The organism is Pseudomonas sp. B7 (assembly GCF_016735645.1).
In the GTDB taxonomy this organism is placed as follows: Bacteria; Pseudomonadota; Gammaproteobacteria; order Pseudomonadales; family Pseudomonadaceae; genus Aquipseudomonas; species Aquipseudomonas glycinae.
Genome location: NZ_JAERRE010000004.1, coordinates 215,578 through 233,466 on the forward strand (window position 1 = coordinate 215,578; position 17,889 = coordinate 233,466).

Below are 17,889 nucleotides of genomic sequence, written 5' to 3' on the forward strand. Positions count from 1 at the left end.
AGGCGTTTTTTTTGCTGCGTCGGGCGGGCATACTAGGCCGTCCCTTACCCTGGTGCCGCCCGCCTCTATGCTTCGCGTCCTGATCGCCCTCGCTCTGACATGCCTGCTCCAACCGGCCTTCGCGGATGAGCGCGCGCAAACCCAACAGCAACTGGACGCCACGCGCCAGGACATCGCCGAGCTGAAAAAACTGCTGGGCAAGCTCCAGGAAGAAAAATCCGGCGTGCAAAAGGAGCTCAAGGGCACCGAAACCGAGATGGGCAAGCTCGAGAAACAGGTCGAAGCCCTGCAGAAAGAGCTGAAGAAGAGCGAATCCGAGCTGCAGCGGCTCGATGCGGAGAAAAAAAAACTCCAGAGCGCGCGCACTGAACAGCAGCGACTGATCGCCATCCAGGCCCGCGCCGCCTACCAGAACGGTCGCCAGGAATACCTCAAGCTGCTGCTCAACCAGCAGAATCCCGAGAAATTCGCCCGCACCCTCACCTATTACGACTACCTGAGCCAGGCTCGCCTGGAACAGCTGAAAAGCTTCAACGAAACCCTGCGCCAACTGGCCAATGTCGAAAAGGACATCGGCTTGCAGCAGGCGCAATTGCTGGTGCAGCAAAGCGATCTCGACACTCAGCGCGAAGCGCTCGACAAGGTCCGCAAGGAGCGCCAGCAGGCCCTTGCCAAACTCAATGACGACGTGAAAGCCCGGGACCAGAAACTGGCCGCCCGCGAGCAGGACCAGGCAGACCTGTCTAAAGTCCTTAAAACCATTGAAGAAACCCTGGCCCGCCAGGCCCGTGAGGCAGAAGAAGCGCGACAGAAAGCGCTCATCGCCCAGCAGGAAGCCGAAAAAAAGCGTTTGCGTGAGGCCCAGGCCCGTGCCGATGCGGACTCGGACACCAGCGACGCCCCGCGAAAACAAGCCAGACCCACACCTGGCGCGCTGGTTTCCAGCAGCGGCGAGACGTTCGGCGGCCCTTTTGCTGCCACCCGGGGAAAACTTCCATGGCCGGTTGATGGTCGACTGCTGGCACGCTTTGGCGAAACCCGTGGCGACGATGCCCGCACCAAGTGGGATGGCGTGATGATCAGCGCCTCCGCCGGCAGCCAGGTGCACGCCGTACATGGCGGGCGCGTGGTGTTTGCCGACTGGTTGCGCGGTGCCGGGCTATTGGTGATCCTCGATCACGGCAACGGTTTTCTGAGTCTTTACGGTCACAACCAGACGCTGCTCAAGTCGGCGGGTGACGTGGTAAAAGCCGGTGAGTCCATCTCCACTGTGGGTAACAGTGGCGGCCAGGACACACCAGCGCTGTATTTCGCAATTCGTCAGCAGGGTCACCCGAGTGATCCGGCGCAATGGTGCCGTGCGCAAGGATAAGCACGCCATCTAATTCAGGAGTTCGTTCGACATGCTGCATTTGTCCCGCCTTACCTCGCTGGCCCTGACGATCGCCCTGGTGATCGGCGCGCCTCTGGCGTTTGCCGCTCAACCGGCTCCGGCCGTCGCTCCGGCAGGTACTGCCGCGACTTCCAAGGCGCCGTTGCCGCTGGAAGAGCTGCGCACCTTTGCCGAGGTCATGGACCGGATCAAGGCCGCCTATGTCGAGCCGGTGGACGACAAGACCCTGCTGGAAAACGCGATCAAGGGCATGCTCAGCAACCTCGATCCGCACTCCGCCTACCTGGGCCCTGAAGACTTTGCCGAGTTGCAGGAAAGCACCAGCGGTGAATTCGGTGGCCTGGGCATCGAAGTCGGCGCCGAGGACGGCTTCATCAAGGTCGTGTCGCCGATCGATGACACTCCGGCGTCGAAGGCCGGCATCCAGGCCGGCGACTTCATCGTCAAGATCAACGGCGCGCCGACCCGCGGCCAGACCATGACCGAAGCCGTGGACAAGATGCGCGGCAAGATCGGCCAGAAGATCACCCTGACCCTGGTGCGCGACGGCGGCACGCCGTTCGATGTAACCCTGGCTCGCGCCGTGATCCAGGTGAAGAGCGTCAAGGCGCAACTGCTGGAGTCGGGCTACGGCCTGATCCGCATCACTCAGTTCCAGGTCAAGACCGGCGAAGAGGTCTCCAAGGCCCTGGCCAAGCTGCGCAAGGACAACGGCAAGAAGCTCAACGGCATCATCCTCGACCTGCGCAACAACCCGGGTGGCGTACTGCAGGCGGCGGTGGAAGTGGTCGACCACTTCATCACCAAAGGCCTGATCGTCTACACCAAGGGCCGGATCGCCAACTCCGAACTGCGCTTCTCCGCCACCGGCAAGGACGAAAGCGAAGCCGTGCCGATGGTCGTGCTGATCAACGGTGGCAGTGCCTCGGCCTCGGAAATCGTCGCCGGCGCCCTGCAGGATCAGAAACGCGCCGTGGTCATGGGCACCACCAGTTTCGGCAAGGGCTCGGTACAGACCGTGCTGCCGCTGAACAACGACCGCGCGCTGAAGATCACCACGGCGCTGTACTTCACGCCGAACGGCCGCTCGATCCAGGCCCAGGGCATCGTCCCGGACATCGAAGTGCGCCGCGCCAAGATCACCAACGAGGCGGACAGCGACTACTTCAAGGAAGCCGATCTGCAAGGTCACCTGGGCAACGGCAACGGCGGCGCGGACAAACCGACCGGCTCTGGCGGCAAAGCCAAGGCGATGCCGCAGGATGACGATTACCAGTTGGCCCAGGCCCTGAGCCTGCTCAAAGGCCTGAGCATCACGTCCGGCCGTTGAGGATGTCCTTGCGTTTGGTCTTTGTCCTGCTGTGCTGTCTGGCGGGTGCTGCTCATGCAGAACCTGCCAGACCCACACCTCAAAAAGCCTACCTGACACTGATCATCGACGACCTGGGGCAGAACCTGCCCCGGGATCGCCGGGTGCTGGCCCTGCCCGGGCCGGTCACGACCGCGATCATGCCCGACACCCCGCACGCCACCGAGTTTGCCCGCGAGGCCCATCGCGCCGGCAAGGTCGTGATCCTGCACATGCCGATGGACCCGGCCACTGGCCCGTTCGCCTGGCATCCCGAACTGCCCATCGAAGAACTCGAAAAACGGCTGAGTGCCGCGTTCAAAATGGTCCCCTACACCGCCGGCATCAACAACCACATGGGCAGTCGCATGACTGCGCAGCCGGTGGCCATGGCCTGGTTGATGGGCGAGTTGCAGCGCCGCCACAAGTTCTTCGTCGACAGCCGGACCAGCGCCCAGACTGTCGCCGCGCAGCAGGCACAGAAGATCGATCTGGCGAGCGTTTCACGGGATGTGTTTCTCGATGACGTGCGCACCGAAGCGGCGATCCTGATTCAATTGCAGACGGCAATCAGCCTGGCGCACAAACAGGGTTCAGCCGTGATGATCGGGCACCCTTATCCACAGACACTCGCGGTGCTGGAACGGGAGCTGCCAAAGTTGAAAGCCCAAGGCATCGAGTGGATCGACATCAAGCAGATGATCAGTGTGCGCAGCAATCGCGCCACGGCCGCACACGGCAAAAACGGTGTCTACCGATAAATGCCCTGATACAACCGCTACACATAGTTATTGCCTGACGACTCGCCCGCGTCTGGATAGTCACCCCTGTAATGGTTAGCGACTCTTGTGGGTCGCCTTGCAAACTTCAGGACTGACTATGACAGGCATCGACAGCAACACATTATCTGCGCAGCGAATGGAACCGATCCGGTTCGGCAATCTGCTGATCAATTTCACCAGCGAATTCCACCGGATCTGGGACAGCCGCGGCTCCGGTTCCGCGGTTGGCAGTTTTTGGCGCCCGGCTCCCGCCCCCGATCTGCTACCGGGGTATTTCCCGTTGGGGGATGTGGCCGTGACCGGATACGAAAACGTCAATGGAAACAGAATCGTGGCCGTCGTCCGTGAAGGCGAGCCGCAAGGCGATGCCCCCTCCCGGAGCAACGCACTCAGCCCGCCCACGGACTACGAAAGAGTCTGGAAGGACGCCAACTCCGGAGCCGCCGCCGACTGCACGGTATGGCGCCCGATCCCTCCTCCCGGTTATGTGGCCATGGGGCTTGTCTGCTCCAACGGTCGCGACAAGCCATTACTCAATGCGATCCGCTGTGTCCGGGAAGATCTGGTCATGCCCGCAACCGTTGGCGATTTGATCTGGGATGACAAAGGCAGTGGCGCCAGGCAGAACTTCAGCGCCTGGGACATTGAACCTGCGCAGGCTGCTGCGGGTGAAATCCACTTTGCAGCGGGCACGTTCTTCGGAGTCCAGAGCCACTCCAAACCTGTGAATGCCATCGTCCATGCGTTGCGAATGCAGCTTCCCCGACAGTCAATACCTGCACCCGAGGCGCCTGAACTGTCGGGGTATGGGGCCCCTCCGGAACTGGCACCGGCCAAGGTCACACAGACCGTGCGAATTCCATGGTTCGCGGTAAACGATCAACTGTCTGCGGGCGAGCAGTTGTCCACTTCCCCGTTCTACCGTCTGGAACGCTCGGATCAATATGTCCTGGTGGGGCACGGCCACAACACCAGTGATCTGCCGCGGCCTTTCAAATGGAAAGCGGTTCGCGTCCAGAACTCGCAGATGCAGCAGATTTTCAGCCGCCTCACCGCTATCGAGTTCTCGACAGCGTGGTCAGCGCTGCCTTCGAGCGCCCCACCTGCCATCCGCTTCTCGGCACATCTGTACAAAGACTTTACCTACTGCGAGACATCAGCCAGCGGCTGGGATGAATCGCGCCCACTGGACATCGTCGCCATGGCTGCCAAACACAAGGCCGTGGCGGTCTATCAAATACAAAGTATCTATACGTTGAGGCGCGCAGACGGCACTCATGTAGCAGTGAGCGTGGGTTACACCGATGATGAAAGCCTTTACCTGACCGAGTATCCGCCAGACAGCGACAGCACGCTGACCTTCACTCCGCAACTGGCGACAGAGCCGCCATCAAGCGAAGGCCATTCAGACAGTGACCGCGACAATATCGGTTTCGCCCCTCAGCCGACGACAGAGGAAGAAGTCGCTACAAATACCGTCCCATGATCTCATCGACCACACCGTCCTTGCGCATCTGATCCAGCTCGGCCTGCAACCGGGCAACCGTTGCATCGGGCACGTCTTTGTTCAGTGCCAGATACAGTTCGGCACTGTTGAAGCGCAGTACGGTTTTCAACCCGGTCACGCCATCCTGCCGTGCCAGATAACGGCCGGCAGGATCGCCGGTGGCCCACAGATCGATCTGACCGCTGACGAGTTTCCTGGCGTTGTCCTGATCACGCAGCACCACCACCGGCTTCAGCCCCTGTTTGGTCAAAGTCTCGGCAATCGCATCACCCTTGTAGGCGCCGATCTTGTACTTGCGCGCATCATTGAGGGTTTCGAGGGTGATCTTGCTGTCGGCCTTGGCCAACATGACCCAGTCGTCCGGGCCGATCGGGCCGACCCATTTGAAGAGCTTTTCGCGATCCGGCAGCCGCGCCATGACGAACGCACCGTAACCGGGATTTTCCAGCGCCAGCTTGTAGACCCGCTCCCAGGGGAAGCGCAGGGTCAGGCTGTAAGTGATGCCGGCACGCTTGAACATCTCGCGCACGATGTCCGTGGCGATGCCGTTGATGTTTTCATCCTGGGCGAAATTCTTGCCGTTCTTCGCCATGTTGTACGGCGGGAAGTTTTCGGTGAGGAGCACCAGATCGGTGTCGGGACTTTCCTCGGCGTGGCCGGTGTTGATCAACAACACGGAGGCACTGGCGAGGGCGAGAAGCAGGCGTTTGATCATGTCGGGCTACCGAAATCCATGGCGTGCCCAAGAGTGCCTTGGGTACGCCATGCTGTCCACTGGCCTGTATGGATGTTTAACGCATTACGATGCCGCGTTTAGACATGTAAGCCTTGGCTTCTTGAACCGTGTATTCGCCGAAGTGGAAAATACTCGCCGCCAGCACCGCGCTGGCGTGACCTTCAAGAATGCCGTCAGCCAGATGCTGCAGGTTGCCGACGCCGCCGGACGCGATCACCGGAATACCCAGCGCATCGCTGATGGCGCGGGTCACGCCGAGGTCGAAACCGTTTTTCATGCCGTCCTGATCCATACTGGTCAGGAGGATTTCACCGGCACCCAGGCCTTCCATTTTCTTCGCCCACTCGACCGCGTCGAGGCCGGTCGGCTTGCGGCCGCCATGGGTAAAGATCTCCCAGCGCGGGGTTTCGCCCGGGCCGGAGACCTTCTTCGCGTCGATGGCGACAACGATGCATTGCGAGCCGAAATGCTGCGCCGCTTCGCCGACGAATTCCGGGTTGAACACGGCAGCGGTGTTGATCGACACCTTGTCCGCACCGGCATTGAGCAGGTTGCGAATGTCCTGCACGGTCCGCACGCCACCGCCGACGGTCAGCGGGATGAACACCTGGCTGGCCATGCGCTCGACGGTGTGCAGCGTGGTGTCACGGCCATCGACGCTGGCGGTGATGTCGAGAAAAGTAATCTCGTCGGCACCCTGCTCGTCGTAGCGACGGGCGATTTCCACCGGATCGCCGGCGTCACGGATGTTCTCGAACTTCACACCTTTGACGACCCGGCCGTTGTCCACGTCCAGGCAAGGGATGATGCGTTTGGCCAGCGCCATGGTCAGTCCTCAGCCTTGGTACGAGTCGCAGAAAGCTTGCGCTTCGGCGACGTCGAGAGTGCCTTCGTAGATCGCCCGGCCGGTGATGGCGCCGATGATGCCTGGCACCTTGGCGTCGAGCAGCGACTTGATGTCACCGAGGTTGTGAATGCCGCCGGAAGCGATCACCGGGATCTTCGTGGCAGCCGCCAGCGCGGCGGTGAACGGAACGTTGCAGCCCTGCATCATGCCGTCTTTGGCGATGTCGGTATAAACGATCGAGGACACGCCGTCGGCTTCGAACTGCTTGGCCAGGTCGATAACTTGCACGGTGCTGATTTCAGCCCAGCCATCGGTGGCGACAAAACCGTCCTTGGCATCCAGACCGACGATGATCTTGCCCGGGAACGCGCGGCAGGCTTCAGCGACAAACGCCGGATCCTTCACCGCTTTGGTGCCGATGATCACGTAGCTCACGCCAGCCTTGACGTAGTGCTCGATGGTTTCCAGCGAACGAATGCCGCCGCCGATCTGGATCGGCAGGGTCGGGTAGCGCTTGGCGATCGCGGTCACCACTTCGCCGTTGACCGGCTGGCCTTCGAAAGCCCCGTTCAGGTCGACCAGATGCAGACGACGGCAACCGCCTTCCACCCACTTGGCAGCCATGCTCACCGGGTCATCGGAGAACACTGTGGAATCTTCCATGCGGCCCTGGCGCAGACGTACGCAGGCACCGTCTTTAAGATCGATAGCGGGAATAATCAGCATCTGGCAAACCTTCAAATTTGAATGTTCAGCTTGGCTCGGAAATCAGTTTTTCTCGAGCGCCCACAGGTCGCTTTCGATGCTTTCAAACCGCTCCTTGAGGTGGGTCTGCACATCGAAAATCGCCCTGTTGTAATAGTGCGGAGCAATTTCGCGGGTAAACAGCTCAAGAATTTCCGCCGCCTCGAACGAACCCAGGTCCAGTTCGAAACGATCCTCCATGAACCGCTGAATCTTGCGGTTGGCCTCGCTCTCCTGCTCGGGAGTGAGGGTCAGGATCGGCGGTTTGGATTTCTTGACAGCCATTTACCAGCGACCGTCCCACGCCGCGAAGTTCTGCAGCAATTGCAGGCCATGGGTATGGCTCTTCTCCGGGTGGAACTGCACGGCGAAACGCGAACCTTCGGCCAGCGCCGCGGCGAAATCGACGCCGTAATGACCGCTGCCGACCACCTGCCGCGGGTTACCGGCGGCGATGTAGTAGCTGTGCACGAAGTAGAAACGCGCCAGGTCCGGAATGTTGTGCCACAGCGGGTGATCCACCGCCTGCTTCACTTCGTTCCAGCCCATGTGCGGGACTTTCAGGTGCTCGCCGTCTTCATGCAGGTCTTTGCCGAAGAACTTCACCGCGCCCGGGAACAGGCCGATGCAGTCGACGCCGTCGTTCTCTTCGCTGCTGTCGAGCAAGGCTTGCATGCCGACGCAAATGCCGAGGAACGGACGATCCTGGCTGACTTCACGCACCAGCGAATCGAAACCGAGGCGACGGATCTCCGCCATGCAATCGCGAATCGCGCCGACACCGGGGAACACCACGCGGTCGGCTTCGCGGATCACTGCCGCATCGCTGGTGATCAGCACCTTGCCGGCACCAACGTGCTCGAGGGCCTTGGCCACCGAGTGCAGGTTGCCCATGCCGTAGTCGATAACTGCAACCGTCTGCATTACAGGACGCCCTTGGTCGAAGGCATCTGGCCGGCCATGCGCTCGTCCAGCTCGACGGCCATGCGCAGCGCGCGGCCGAAAGCCTTGAACACGGTTTCGATCTGGTGGTGGGTGTTGGTGCCGCGCAGGTTGTCGATGTGCAGACTGACCAGTGCGTGGTTGACGAAGCCCTGGAAGAATTCCTGGAACAGGTCGACGTCGAAGCCGCCAACGGTGGCGCGGGTGTACGGCACGTGCATCTGCAGGCCCGGCCGGCCGGAGAAGTCGATCACCACGCGCGACAGCGCTTCATCGAGCGGCACGTAGGCGTGGCCGTAGCGACGGATGCCTTTCTTGTCGCCAATGGCTTGCGCGAAGGCCTGGCCGAGGGTGATACCGACGTCTTCCACCGTGTGGTGGTCGTCGATATGCAGATCGCCCTTGCATTCGATATCCAGGTCGATCAACCCGTGACGGGCGATCTGATCCAGCATGTGCTCAAGAAAAGGAACACCGATATTGAATCGGGCCTTTCCGGTGCCATCAAGGTTGATCGAGGCTTTGATCTGGGTTTCCAGAGTGTCGCGCTCGACAGACGCCTTACGTTCGGCCATCACCAGCTCCGCAAAATCATTGGGCGAAAAAGGCAGCCATTATAGGGGCGCGGGGCCGAAACAGAAACACGAGAGGTGATATGGCAGACGGATAGAAGCCCCGGCTGTCGCGGGTAGACATGTCCATACAAGCCATTACAGGCACCCGGAAACAAATGTGGGAGCGGGCAAGCCCGCTCCCACAGGGGTTCTGCGTTTTAACGGTTACTTAGTGGAACAGAACCGCCGTCTTCTGCAGGGTCACCCACACACCCCACGCCAACGGAATTCCCACCACCAGCCACGCAGCGATCGCCAGCGGCTTGCTGCCCGGCGCGGCTTTCCACTCCAGCACGGTGCTGCCATCAGCACCCTTGTCGTGACCCAGCGCCTGTTCGGCAGCCAGTTCGGCGTCGGTCATGAAGTACTTGTCCGCCACCGGGCGCACCAGCAGGTTGCACAGGAAGCCCAGCACCAGCAGGCCGGCGAGGATGTACAGGGTGATGTCGTAAGCGGCGGCGCGTTCAACGCCGATGCTCAGCTGATACTCACGCAGGTAGTTCACCAGCACCGGACCCAGCACGCCAGCGGCAGCCCAGGCCGTCAGCAGACGACCGTGGATCGCGCCGACCATCTGCGTACCGAACAGGTCGGCCAGATACGCCGGCACGGTCGCGAAACCGCCGCCGTACATCGACAGGATGATGCAGAACGCCGCCACGAACAGCGCAACGTTGCCCAGGTGACCGAGGTTCGGGATCAGTGCGTACAGCGCAAAGCCCAGTGCGAAGAACACGAAGTAAGTGTTCTTGCGGCCCAGGTAGTCCGAGAACGACGCCCAGAAGAAGCGACCGCCGATGTTGAACAGGCTCAGCAGACCGGTGAAACCGGCCGCAATCGCTGCGATGGAAGCCAGTTGACCGGCATCCAGCTGACCGAACGGCAGATCGTTGCCCAGCAGCTTGCCACCGAACACTTCCTGCAACAGTGGCGAAGCCATGCCGAGGATGCCGATACCGGCAGACACGTTCAGGCACAGCACCAGCCACACCAGGCGGAATTGCGGGGTTTTCCACGCCACATTCACGTGAACGTGACGGTGGGTGATCATCGCGTTCGAGGCTTTTTTCGCTGGCGCGGTCCAGCCTTCAGGCTTCCAGCCGGTTGGCGGTACGCGGTAAGCCAGCGCGCCACCGATCATGAACACGAAGTAGATCGCAGCCATGGCCACGAAGCTCTGCCACACGCCCACGCCAGTCGGCGAAGCGAAATGGCTCATCAGAGCGGTCGCCAGTGGTGCACCAACCATCGCGCCACCGCCGAAGCCCATGATCGCCATGCCGGTCGCCATGCCGCGCTTGTCCGGGAACCACTTGATCAGGGTCGAGACCGGCGAGATGTAGCCCAGACCCAGACCGATACCGCCGATCACACCGGAGCCGATCCACATCAGCCAGATCTGGTGGGTATAGATACCCAGCGCAGAAATCAGCAGACCGCCGCACCAGCACAATGCCGATACAACGCCGGCCTTGCGTGGTCCTGCGTGTTCAAGCCAGCCACCCCAGATCGCTGCCGAGCAGCCGAGGAAGATGAAGAACAGGGTGTAGATCCAGCCGAGCATGGAGATCGGCCAGTCACATTGCGACGAGAAGACTTGTGCGATGAAGCTCATGTCCGGTGCGCAAGCCACCGGAGCGGTGACGCCCAGTGCCTTGGACAGCGGCAACCAGAACACCGAGAAGCCGTAGGCCATGCCGATGCACAGGTGAATGGCCAGAGCGGCCGGTGGAACCAGCCAACGGTTGAAACCGGGCTTGGCGATGATGCGTTCCTTGGACAGGAACCCGGGCTGATCGGCTTTGAGGCCGTCCGCCGTAATGGTCGTGCTCATTGTGTATCCCCCAATTATTAGTATGGTTCGCCAGCCACTGCCCACCCCGGCCTTTATGCACGCAGGCATGACCGTTTTTTACGGGTGAAGCTCCTTGAAAGCGCGACGTTAAGTCGCAGATGGGCGGACGAACGGGCGAAGGTTACCATTTGCACGTGACAGAAAAACCAAACTGATATCACCTTTTTTGAGTCATCTGATCTCATGACGCCGGGGAACCCCGATGCCGATCGTTGTCGAAGCGCTGTACATCACGGTTCAGCAGGCTGTACGGGACACCGCAACAGCGCGGGTTGATGCAGCGCTATACTCCCCGGCTAAATTACGAATTCGACTACTTACAAGGACTCGCCCATGAAAGCGTTCGGCAAAATCCTGGGTCTGGTACTTCTCGGGCTGTTGCTGATCATTGTGGCGGCGGGCTTCGCCCTGACCCACCTGTTTGATCCCAACGACTACAAAGACGAGATCCGCCAGATTGCCCGCGACAAGGCCCACATCGAGCTGACGCTCAATGGCGACATCGGCTGGAGCCTGTTCCCGTGGCTCGGCCTGGAACTGCACGAGGCCAGCGTCGCGACCCTGGCCAAACCTGCCGAACCGTTCGCCGACCTGCAGATGCTCGGCCTGTCCGTGCGCGTGCTGCCGCTGCTGCGCCGCGAAGTGCAGATGAGCGACGTGCGTGTCGAAGGCCTGAACCTGCGTCTGAACCGTGACAAGAATGGTCACGGTAACTGGGAAGACATCGGCAAGGTGCCGGCTCCCGCCGGCAGCACACCGCCTGCGACCGCTGGGGAAGCCTCTCCAGCAACACCGGCCCCGGTGGAAAAACCGGCCCAGCCGATCCGCCTCGACATCGACAGCCTGACCGTCAACAACGCCCGTGTGGAATACAACGACGAGCTGACCGGCAAGCAATTCAGCGCCGAAAGCATCCAGTTGAGCACCGGCGCGGTTCACGATTCAACCAACATCCCGGTCAAGGCCACCGCGTTCCTCGGCACCAACCAGCCAGTGCTGCGGGTGCGCACCGAGCTCAACGGCGAGCTGCGCTTCGAGCGCGCCCTGCAACGCTACAAGTTCGAAGACCTGAAGCTGTCCGGCGAAGTCGCCGGCGATCCGCTGCAAGGCAAGACCGTGACCTTTGCCGCCCAGGGCCAACTGTTGCTGGACAAGGCCGCCAACGTCGCCGAATGGACCGGCATCAAACTGTCGGTCAATCAGTTGCGTGCCCTCGGCGAGCTGAAGGCCAACGACCTGGACAAGACCCCACAGATCAGCGGCGGGATTTCCATCGCCCAGTTCGACCTGGCGAAATTCGTCGACAGCATCGGCCAGACCCTGCCAGCCATGGCCGAAGGCAGCCTGAGCAAGGTTGAACTGGTCAGCCGTGTCGCCGCGACGCCGACCAGCCTGGCGCTGGACAACATCAACCTGAAACTCGACGACAGCAGTTTCAGTGGCCGCATCGCCGTCGAGGATTTCGCCAAACAATCGCTGCGGGCGGTCCTCAAGGCCGACACCTTCAACGTCGACCGCTACCTGCCGCCGAAATCGGAAAAAGCCAATAACGCCACTCAGGTTCGTCAGGCCGAAGTCGCCAGTACCGAGGCCGATGCGATGGCGGGTGCCGGCAGCACACCGCTGCCGGAGAAACCGAGCAAAAGCGCTTGGAGCACCGAGCGCCTGTTCCCGGTCGAGCGCCTGAGCAAGCTCGACGTGAACGCTGACCTGACCTTCGGCCAGTTGACCCTCGACAAATTGCCGATCCAGAACGCCGCACTGAAAGCGACCGGCCAGGGCGGCCTGCTGACTCTGGAGAACCTGCGCGGCGAGCTGTACAACGGCGACTTCGAAGCCAAGGGCACACTGGACGTGCGCCAGAACGCGCCGGTGCTGAACCTGCAAACCCGGATCAACCGCGTGCCAGTGGAGAAAATCCTCGAAAGCCAGGGCAAGAACCCGCCGGTCAAGGGTCTGGTCAATCTCACCAGCACCGTCACCGGCAGCGGCAACAGCCAGCAGGCGCTGATCGAAACCCTCAACGGCAACGCCAGTTTCGTGATCAACAACGGCGTGCTGCTCAACGCCAACCTTGAGCAGCAACTGTGCAAGGGCATCGCCACCCTCAACCGTAAATCCCTGAGCGGCGAGCCGCGCGGCAAGGACACACCGTTCCAGGAGCTCAAGGGCAACCTGACCTTCCGCAACGGCTTGGCCAGCAACCCGGATCTGAAAGTGCGCATCCCCGGCATGAGCGTCAACGGTGACGGCGATATCGACCTTAGGGTGCTGGGCATGGACTACCGCGTCGGCATCATCGTCGAAGGCGACACCAGCGCCATGCCGGATCCGGCCTGCCAGGTCGGCGACAAATTCGTCGGCATCGAATGGCCGCTGCGTTGCCGTGGCCCACTGGAACTGGGCGCCAAGGCCTGCCGCGTGGACAACGAACGCATGGGCCAGGTCGCGAGCAAACTGGCCGGCGACAAGCTCAGCGAAAAAATCGACGAAAAACTGGGTGATAAAGTCAGCCCGGAACTGAAAAACGCATTGAAGGGGCTGTTCAAGCGATGAGAGCAGAGCAGTTTTCCACGGCGGTACTGGAATGGTTCGACCGCCACGGTCGCCATGACTTGCCCTGGCAACAGAACATCAACCCATATCGGGTGTGGGTGTCCGAGATCATGTTGCAGCAGACCCAGGTCAGCACCGTGCTCAATTACTTCGACCGGTTCATGGCCGCACTGCCGACGGTCGAAGCCCTGGCCGCAGCGCCGGAAGACGAAGTGCTGCACCTGTGGACGGGGCTGGGTTACTACACCCGCGCGCGCAATCTGCAGAAGACCGCGAAGATCGTCGTCAGCCAGTACGGTGGCGAGTTCCCCCGGGATGTCGAGAAGCTCACCGAGCTGCCGGGCATCGGCCTGTCCACCGCCGGCGCGATCGCCAGCATCAGCATGGGCCTGCGCGCGCCGATCCTCGACGGCAACGTCAAACGGGTGCTGGCGCGCTTTACCGCGCAGGAGGGCTATCCCGGCGAGCCGAAGGTCGCCAAGCAACTGTGGGCCAACGCCGAGCGCTTCACGCCGCAGGATCGGGTCAACGCCTACACCCAGGCGATGATGGACCTGGGCGCCACGCTCTGCACCCGCAGCAAACCGAGCTGCCTGCTGTGTCCGCTGAAAAAGGGTTGCGAAGCGCACATGCTCGGCCTGGAGACACGCTATCCGATCCCCAAGCCGCGCAAAGCCATCCCGCAGAAGCGCACGCTGATGCCGCTGCTGGCCAACGAGGATGGCGCGATTTTGCTTTATCGCCGCCCGTCCAACGGATTGTGGGGCGGTTTGTGGAGCCTGCCGGAACTCGACGACCTCGACGACCTGCAACACCTCGCCGCGCAGCACTCGCTGGAACTGGGCGAGCAGCAGGCGCTGCCGAGCCTGGTCCACACCTTCAGCCACTTCCAGCTGTCCATCGAACCCTGGCTGGTTCAGGTTCAGGAAGCCGGCGGTCACGTGGCCGAGGCCGACTGGCTCTGGTATAACCTCGCCACCCCGCCGCGCCTGGGCCTCGCCGCCCCGGTAAAGACCTTGCTCGAACGCGCGGCCGCCGTCTTGAATGCAGGAGAGTCGACATGACCCGCACCGTAATGTGCCGCAAGTACAAAGAACAACTCGAAGGTCTGGAGCGCCCACCGTACCCGGGTGCCAAGGGCCAGGATATTTTCGAACACGTCTCGGCCAAGGCCTGGGCGGACTGGCAGAAACACCAGACCCTGCTGATCAACGAAAAACGCCTGAACATGATGAACGCCGAAGACCGCAAATTTCTTCAGGGCGAAATGGACAAGTACTTCTCCGGCGAGGAATACGCTCAGGCCGAAGGCTACGTTCCGCCTGCAGAGTAAACCCCGCGAAATCGGGGGTCGGATCGTAAGCGACGGAATTAATTTAAGAAATTTTAAAAAATTCGTTGACGTAAATCCGAAAAACCCTTTTAATGCGCCCCGTTGCCCAGATAGCTCAGTCGGTAGAGCAGGGGATTGAAAATCCCCGTGTCGGCGGTTCGATTCCGTCTCTGGGCACCAAATACCGAGAACCCTGAATCGCAAGATTCAGGGTTTTTTTATGCCTGCGATTTGATGACGGCCCGATCCCGCCCTTCTTGCAGGCCGAAATTCGCGATACGTTGCATAACCCTTACGGAAGAGGGTCATCCCGCGATGAACCAGAAAAGAACCCGCGTTCCCCTGCCCCATCCCGCGCCGCCCGTAAAACGTACCGACTGGCTGATGATCGCGCTCGGCCTGGTGCTGATCCTGTGCATCGGCCTGATCGCCTATGAAACCGTGGACGGCCTGATTCAGGGGCGCATCGGCAACATGGCACGCGGCAAACGCTTCGCCGTGTATTCGTTGACCACACAACCCAGCAGCTTCTGGTTTGCCGTCGCCGCGCATTGCCTGCTCGCCCTCTTTCTGTCGGGCGCCGCCTGGGTATTGATCTGGCTGGGCCGCACGGCAACGGTCGCGCCATCCCGGCGCGACCGTCAGCAACGCTAGCTGTTGTCGTTCCAGTGGAACACCAGATTGCGCGCAGCACCGCCGCCAATTTCCGCCGCATCCCGGCGCGTTTCACCATTGCGCGTCGCGACGACCGTGTATTTGCCGGGCGGTAACTGCACGTACACCAATGGCCCGGTCTGATTCAGCGTCAGCACGGTCTGGCCGGGTGCTTTTTGAATCATCACATCGACATCAGCGGTGTATTGATTTTGCATGCCGACAGCGAACGTCATGTGCAGGTTGTAGCCCGCGGATTGCTGAATGGCTTTCGATTCATCTTCACCAATCCCGCCGGCCAGATAGCGAACACCGTTTTGCTCTTGCTGCTGAACCTGCACAGCGGAACTGTCGATCGGCTCCAGACTCGCAGCCTGCGCCATGATCGGAAACAGCAGCACCGCCGCAGCGGCAACGGGCAGCACGAATGAAAGAACGCGTTTCATGAGGACGACTCCCGGGCTCTCGCGGAGCCCAATCGTTACCTCTTTTTAGATTTTGTCTTGCGGGGTGGGTTTTAGAACGATTGGGAGTTGCCTTGAATGCGAAAAGGACTACTGAAGTATTTCCCAGCCAATTCATGACGCACTGCGTCACGAATTGGCGAGCGCCTTATCGAACCTTCCATCCGGTATGCACTGCGTGCCAAATCATTGCGCTACATCCCGCCTGAAGTTCATTCTCGACCCGTCCTAGCCAGGCTCGAAACCCATGAACCTACAAAGTGCGCCACCTCCACTTGGCCAAGCATCCGACATTGAAAGCGAGCCCTTCCACGAGCCCGCCGCCGACGGCTATCTGCTCGGCGGTTTCACCTGGCGTCACGCCTCACCGGACCCACAACGCCCGGTGGTGATCATCAACGCCGCCACATCCGTGCGATGCCGCCACTACTCGCGCTTCGCGGCGTATCTGTTCGCCAATGGGTTCGACGTGATCATTTACGACTACCGGGGCATTGGCGAGTCGCAGCCGAAGTCGATGCGGCATTTGCAGGCTTCGTGGACGGATTGGGGCGCGCTGGATTTCGAGGCGATGCTCAAACGCGCGCAGCGAGAGTTTCCCGGTCAGCCTATCGATGTGGTCGGGCACAGCTTCGGTGGCTGCGCAGCAGGCCTGGGGGCCTCCGGACAGGTAATCCGACGACTGGTGACGGTCGGCGCGCAATTCGCTTATTGGCGCGATTACGCGCCCGGGCACCGCTGGCGGATGTTCGGCAAATGGCATCTGCTGATGCCGCTGGTCACGCTGCTCTGTGGATATTTTCCGGGCAAACGACTTGGCTGGCTGGAAGATACGCCCGCCGGCGTGGTGCGCGACTGGAGCACGCCGGCCGCGCGTTATGAGCGGCGCCCGAGCGGTAGAACGATCCGCAACCTGCCCTTCGCCAACGTCCGGGCCAAAGCCCTGGCAATCAGCATCAGCGACGATCCCTACGGCACGATTCCCGCCATCGAACGCCTGCTGGCTTACTTCCACAATGCGCAAAAGACCCACCTGCGAATCGAGCCGCAGGACATCGGCGAACAGCAAGTCGGACATTTCGCCTTTTTTCGCAGCGCATACCAAGCCACACTATGGCCCATCGCTCTGACCTGGCTGCAGACCGGCGAACTGGCCTCCGACACACCGGGGCGCAAGATCCCACGCAGCCAAGCCCTTTAACGCACCACGGAACACACACCATGGCTTCCGCCAACAAGCAGCAAAAACGCGCCGCCCGGGCCAAGACCAAGGCCAAGCAGAACCGCACCAAACGTGCGGAAGCGCCGGTCGAGCTGGACCCGAACGACGACCGCATCGATTTCGAATCAGTGGACCTCACCGAACTGTTCAAGAAAATGATCGACGCCGAGAAGATCAGCCAGCAGGCCCTGTGCACCGCGTTCCTCGAAGACCCGTTGCTGGAGCTGGTGTACGAGCAGGAAGGCGAAGAAGGCGCAATGGACTTCATCCTCGCCGCGCTGATCGAGTACCGCCAGTGGTCCACCGAGACTGACGAGGCTGGCGCTCTGGCGTGGATCGAATCGCCGGATTTCCAAAAAGACTATGTGGCCGCGTCCGACGCAATCGCCGCACAAACCCAACAGAAAAACTGAGTTCCCATGGCATCCCTGAACAAGCAACAGAAACGCGCCAAACGCGCCAAGGCCAAAGCCAAGCAGATCCGCATGGTCGGTCGCAAACCCCTGGCGCAGGACGATGACCTTGGCCATCTGGCCGAGCCGATCCCGGAATACACCTTGGCGATGTTCAGCAAGATGCGCGACGCCGAAGCCGTCAGCCGCAATGAAATGCTGCTGACGCTGCTGCGTGAGCTGGCGTTTATCATCGTCGATCATCCTGATCTGCTGGACATGGAAAACGCCGAGAACGAAGGCATGGCCGCCACTCACCTGGCCGCCGACATGCTGATCGATTACCGCATGTGGGCCGATGGAATGGATCGCGAGACCGCCCAGGCCTGGCTGAGCGAACCGGAGTTCATCAGCGATTTCGGGATTGCGCTGGACACCTACGGTCAGTCGGTGGAAGCGCAGGAAGAAAAGAGCGAATAAACCGCTCGCAGTAACAAAAA

At 61.1% G+C, this 17,889-nt stretch carries 19 protein-coding genes and 1 tRNA gene; 12 read left to right on the forward strand and 8 right to left on the reverse strand.

The genetic code is table 11. The features are described from left to right. Positions 1-67: 67 nt before the first annotated feature. The 4 genes from JKA62_RS11910 to JKA62_RS11925 all read left to right on the forward strand — a co-directional run bounded on the left by JKA62_RS11910 (position 68) and on the right by JKA62_RS11925 (position 5,009). The gene (locus JKA62_RS11910) at positions 68-1,372 is read left to right on the forward strand and encodes a murein hydrolase activator EnvC family protein (protein WP_011332025.1); all 1,305 of its coding nucleotides are present in this window, start codon (positions 68-70) and stop codon (positions 1,370-1,372) included. Between the two features lie 31 nt (positions 1,373-1,403). Continuing rightward, entirely contained in the window at positions 1,404-2,723 is a 1,320-nt protein-coding gene (locus tag JKA62_RS11915) for a S41 family peptidase (RefSeq protein ID WP_011332024.1), read from the forward strand. A gap of 2 nt (positions 2,724-2,725) precedes the next feature. Then, positions 2,726-3,502 (forward strand): divergent polysaccharide deacetylase family protein, encoded by a 777-nt coding sequence (locus tag JKA62_RS11920; RefSeq protein ID WP_201817889.1) that lies wholly within the window; start codon positions 2,726-2,728, stop codon positions 3,500-3,502. Positions 3,503-3,620: 118 nt separating this feature from the next. Next, on the forward strand, positions 3,621-5,009 hold the full coding sequence (locus JKA62_RS11925) for a Vps62-related protein (RefSeq protein ID WP_201817892.1): 1,389 nt from the start codon (positions 3,621-3,623) through the stop codon (positions 5,007-5,009). Here the strand turns inward: JKA62_RS11925 and JKA62_RS11930 are convergent. The 7 genes from JKA62_RS11930 to JKA62_RS11960 form a co-directional block, all read right to left on the reverse strand. Beyond that, a complete protein-coding gene (locus JKA62_RS11930) occupies positions 4,990-5,745 on the reverse strand; it encodes a substrate-binding periplasmic protein (protein WP_011332021.1) in 756 nt (251 codons plus the stop codon). The two genes, JKA62_RS11925 and JKA62_RS11930, sit on opposite strands and share 20 nt — an antisense overlap. Positions 5,746-5,821: 76 nt before the next feature. Then, the gene (gene hisF, locus JKA62_RS11935) at positions 5,822-6,592 is read right to left on the reverse strand and encodes an imidazole glycerol phosphate synthase subunit HisF (protein ID WP_011332020.1); all 771 of its coding nucleotides are present in this window, start codon (positions 6,590-6,592) and stop codon (positions 5,822-5,824) included. A 9-nt stretch (positions 6,593-6,601) separates the two neighbouring features. Continuing rightward, the gene (gene hisA / locus JKA62_RS11940) at positions 6,602-7,339 is read right to left on the reverse strand and encodes a 1-(5-phosphoribosyl)-5-[(5-phosphoribosylamino)methylideneamino]imidazole-4-carboxamide isomerase (protein ID WP_011332019.1); all 738 of its coding nucleotides are present in this window, start codon (positions 7,337-7,339) and stop codon (positions 6,602-6,604) included. A 42-nt stretch (positions 7,340-7,381) separates the two neighbouring features. Beyond that, positions 7,382-7,642 (reverse strand): DUF2164 domain-containing protein, encoded by a 261-nt coding sequence (locus JKA62_RS11945; RefSeq protein ID WP_011332018.1) that lies wholly within the window; start codon positions 7,640-7,642, stop codon positions 7,382-7,384. Then, positions 7,643-8,281: an imidazole glycerol phosphate synthase subunit HisH gene (gene hisH / locus JKA62_RS11950; RefSeq protein WP_007952546.1), complete on the reverse strand. Its 639-nt coding sequence runs from the start codon at positions 8,279-8,281 to the stop codon at positions 7,643-7,645. Then, positions 8,281-8,874 (reverse strand): imidazoleglycerol-phosphate dehydratase HisB, encoded by a 594-nt coding sequence (gene hisB / locus JKA62_RS11955; protein ID WP_011332017.1) that lies wholly within the window; start codon positions 8,872-8,874, stop codon positions 8,281-8,283. Before hisB ends, hisH begins: the two co-directional genes overlap by 1 nt. A 208-nt stretch (positions 8,875-9,082) precedes the next feature. Then, positions 9,083-10,747 carry an OFA family MFS transporter gene (locus JKA62_RS11960; RefSeq protein WP_011332016.1) on the reverse strand — a complete coding sequence of 555 codons (1,665 nt, stop codon included), beginning with the start codon at positions 10,745-10,747 and terminating at the stop codon, positions 9,083-9,085. 354 nt (positions 10,748-11,101) lie between these two features. On the opposite strand from JKA62_RS11960, the gene JKA62_RS11965 reads away from it, so the two are divergent. The 5 genes from JKA62_RS11965 to JKA62_RS11985 all read left to right on the forward strand — a co-directional run bounded on the left by JKA62_RS11965 (position 11,102) and on the right by JKA62_RS11985 (position 15,311). Next, a complete protein-coding gene (locus tag JKA62_RS11965) occupies positions 11,102-13,324 on the forward strand; it encodes an AsmA family protein (RefSeq protein ID WP_011332015.1) in 2,223 nt (740 codons plus the stop codon). Then, positions 13,321-14,388: an A/G-specific adenine glycosylase gene (gene mutY / locus JKA62_RS11970; RefSeq protein ID WP_201817895.1), complete on the forward strand. Its 1,068-nt coding sequence runs from the start codon at positions 13,321-13,323 to the stop codon at positions 14,386-14,388. The genes JKA62_RS11965 and mutY overlap by 4 nt, the downstream gene beginning before the upstream one ends. After that, positions 14,385-14,657, forward strand: coding sequence for an oxidative damage protection protein (locus JKA62_RS11975; protein WP_007952551.1), 273 nt, complete (start codon positions 14,385-14,387; stop codon positions 14,655-14,657). Before mutY ends, JKA62_RS11975 begins: the two co-directional genes overlap by 4 nt. Positions 14,658-14,761: 104 nt before the next feature. Continuing rightward, positions 14,762-14,837: transfer RNA gene (locus JKA62_RS11980), tRNA-Phe, on the forward strand. 135 nt (positions 14,838-14,972) lie between these two features. Continuing rightward, a complete protein-coding gene (locus JKA62_RS11985; RefSeq protein ID WP_011332013.1) occupies positions 14,973-15,311 on the forward strand; it encodes a hypothetical protein in 339 nt (112 codons plus the stop codon). Here JKA62_RS11985 and JKA62_RS11990 read toward each other — a convergent pair. After that, positions 15,308-15,757 (reverse strand): hypothetical protein, encoded by a 450-nt coding sequence (locus tag JKA62_RS11990; protein ID WP_011332012.1) that lies wholly within the window; start codon positions 15,755-15,757, stop codon positions 15,308-15,310. The genes JKA62_RS11985 and JKA62_RS11990 overlap by 4 nt on opposite strands. 265 nt (positions 15,758-16,022) lie before the next feature. Between JKA62_RS11990 and JKA62_RS11995 the strand changes: the two genes are divergently transcribed. The 3 genes from JKA62_RS11995 to JKA62_RS12005 are packed head-to-tail and all read left to right on the forward strand — an operon-like array spanning position 16,023 to position 17,869. Next, positions 16,023-16,976 (forward strand): alpha/beta hydrolase family protein, encoded by a 954-nt coding sequence (locus JKA62_RS11995; RefSeq protein WP_011332011.1) that lies wholly within the window; start codon positions 16,023-16,025, stop codon positions 16,974-16,976. Between the two features lie 20 nt (positions 16,977-16,996). Further along, positions 16,997-17,410: a hypothetical protein gene (locus JKA62_RS12000; RefSeq protein ID WP_007952560.1), complete on the forward strand. Its 414-nt coding sequence runs from the start codon at positions 16,997-16,999 to the stop codon at positions 17,408-17,410. 6 nt (positions 17,411-17,416) lie between these two features. Then, the gene (locus tag JKA62_RS12005; protein WP_011332010.1) at positions 17,417-17,869 is read left to right on the forward strand and encodes a hypothetical protein; all 453 of its coding nucleotides are present in this window, start codon (positions 17,417-17,419) and stop codon (positions 17,867-17,869) included. Positions 17,870-17,889 lie beyond the last annotated feature (20 nt).

Excerpts from the sequence above, each read along its gene's own strand:
- hisH (WP_007952546.1), bottom strand. The coding sequence starts at position 8,281 with ATGCAGACGGTTGCAGTTATCGACTACGGCATGGGCAACCTGCACTCG.
- JKA62_RS11920 (WP_201817889.1), top strand. The coding sequence starts at position 2,726 with ATGTCCTTGCGTTTGGTCTTTGTCCTGCTGTGCTGTCTGGCGGGTGCT.
- JKA62_RS12000 (WP_007952560.1), top strand. The coding sequence starts at position 16,997 with ATGGCTTCCGCCAACAAGCAGCAAAAACGCGCCGCCCGGGCCAAGACC.
- hisF (WP_011332020.1), bottom strand. The coding sequence starts at position 6,592 with ATGGCGCTGGCCAAACGCATCATCCCTTGCCTGGACGTGGACAACGGC.
- JKA62_RS11945 (WP_011332018.1), bottom strand. The coding sequence starts at position 7,642 with ATGGCTGTCAAGAAATCCAAACCGCCGATCCTGACCCTCACTCCCGAG.
- mutY (WP_201817895.1), top strand. The coding sequence starts at position 13,321 with ATGAGAGCAGAGCAGTTTTCCACGGCGGTACTGGAATGGTTCGACCGC.
- JKA62_RS11995 (WP_011332011.1), top strand. The coding sequence starts at position 16,023 with ATGAACCTACAAAGTGCGCCACCTCCACTTGGCCAAGCATCCGACATT.
- JKA62_RS11925 (WP_201817892.1), top strand. The coding sequence starts at position 3,621 with ATGACAGGCATCGACAGCAACACATTATCTGCGCAGCGAATGGAACCG.
- JKA62_RS11985 (WP_011332013.1), top strand. The coding sequence starts at position 14,973 with ATGAACCAGAAAAGAACCCGCGTTCCCCTGCCCCATCCCGCGCCGCCC.
- hisA (WP_011332019.1), bottom strand. The coding sequence starts at position 7,339 with ATGCTGATTATTCCCGCTATCGATCTTAAAGACGGTGCCTGCGTACGT.
- JKA62_RS11910 (WP_011332025.1), top strand. The coding sequence starts at position 68 with ATGCTTCGCGTCCTGATCGCCCTCGCTCTGACATGCCTGCTCCAACCG.
- JKA62_RS11990 (WP_011332012.1), bottom strand. The coding sequence starts at position 15,757 with ATGAAACGCGTTCTTTCATTCGTGCTGCCCGTTGCCGCTGCGGCGGTG.
- JKA62_RS11960 (WP_011332016.1), bottom strand. The coding sequence starts at position 10,747 with ATGAGCACGACCATTACGGCGGACGGCCTCAAAGCCGATCAGCCCGGG.
- JKA62_RS11930 (WP_011332021.1), bottom strand. The coding sequence starts at position 5,745 with ATGATCAAACGCCTGCTTCTCGCCCTCGCCAGTGCCTCCGTGTTGTTG.
- JKA62_RS11915 (WP_011332024.1), top strand. The coding sequence starts at position 1,404 with ATGCTGCATTTGTCCCGCCTTACCTCGCTGGCCCTGACGATCGCCCTG.
- JKA62_RS11975 (WP_007952551.1), top strand. The coding sequence starts at position 14,385 with ATGACCCGCACCGTAATGTGCCGCAAGTACAAAGAACAACTCGAAGGT.
- JKA62_RS12005 (WP_011332010.1), top strand. The coding sequence starts at position 17,417 with ATGGCATCCCTGAACAAGCAACAGAAACGCGCCAAACGCGCCAAGGCC.
- hisB (WP_011332017.1), bottom strand. The coding sequence starts at position 8,874 with ATGGCCGAACGTAAGGCGTCTGTCGAGCGCGACACTCTGGAAACCCAG.
- JKA62_RS11965 (WP_011332015.1), top strand. The coding sequence starts at position 11,102 with ATGAAAGCGTTCGGCAAAATCCTGGGTCTGGTACTTCTCGGGCTGTTG.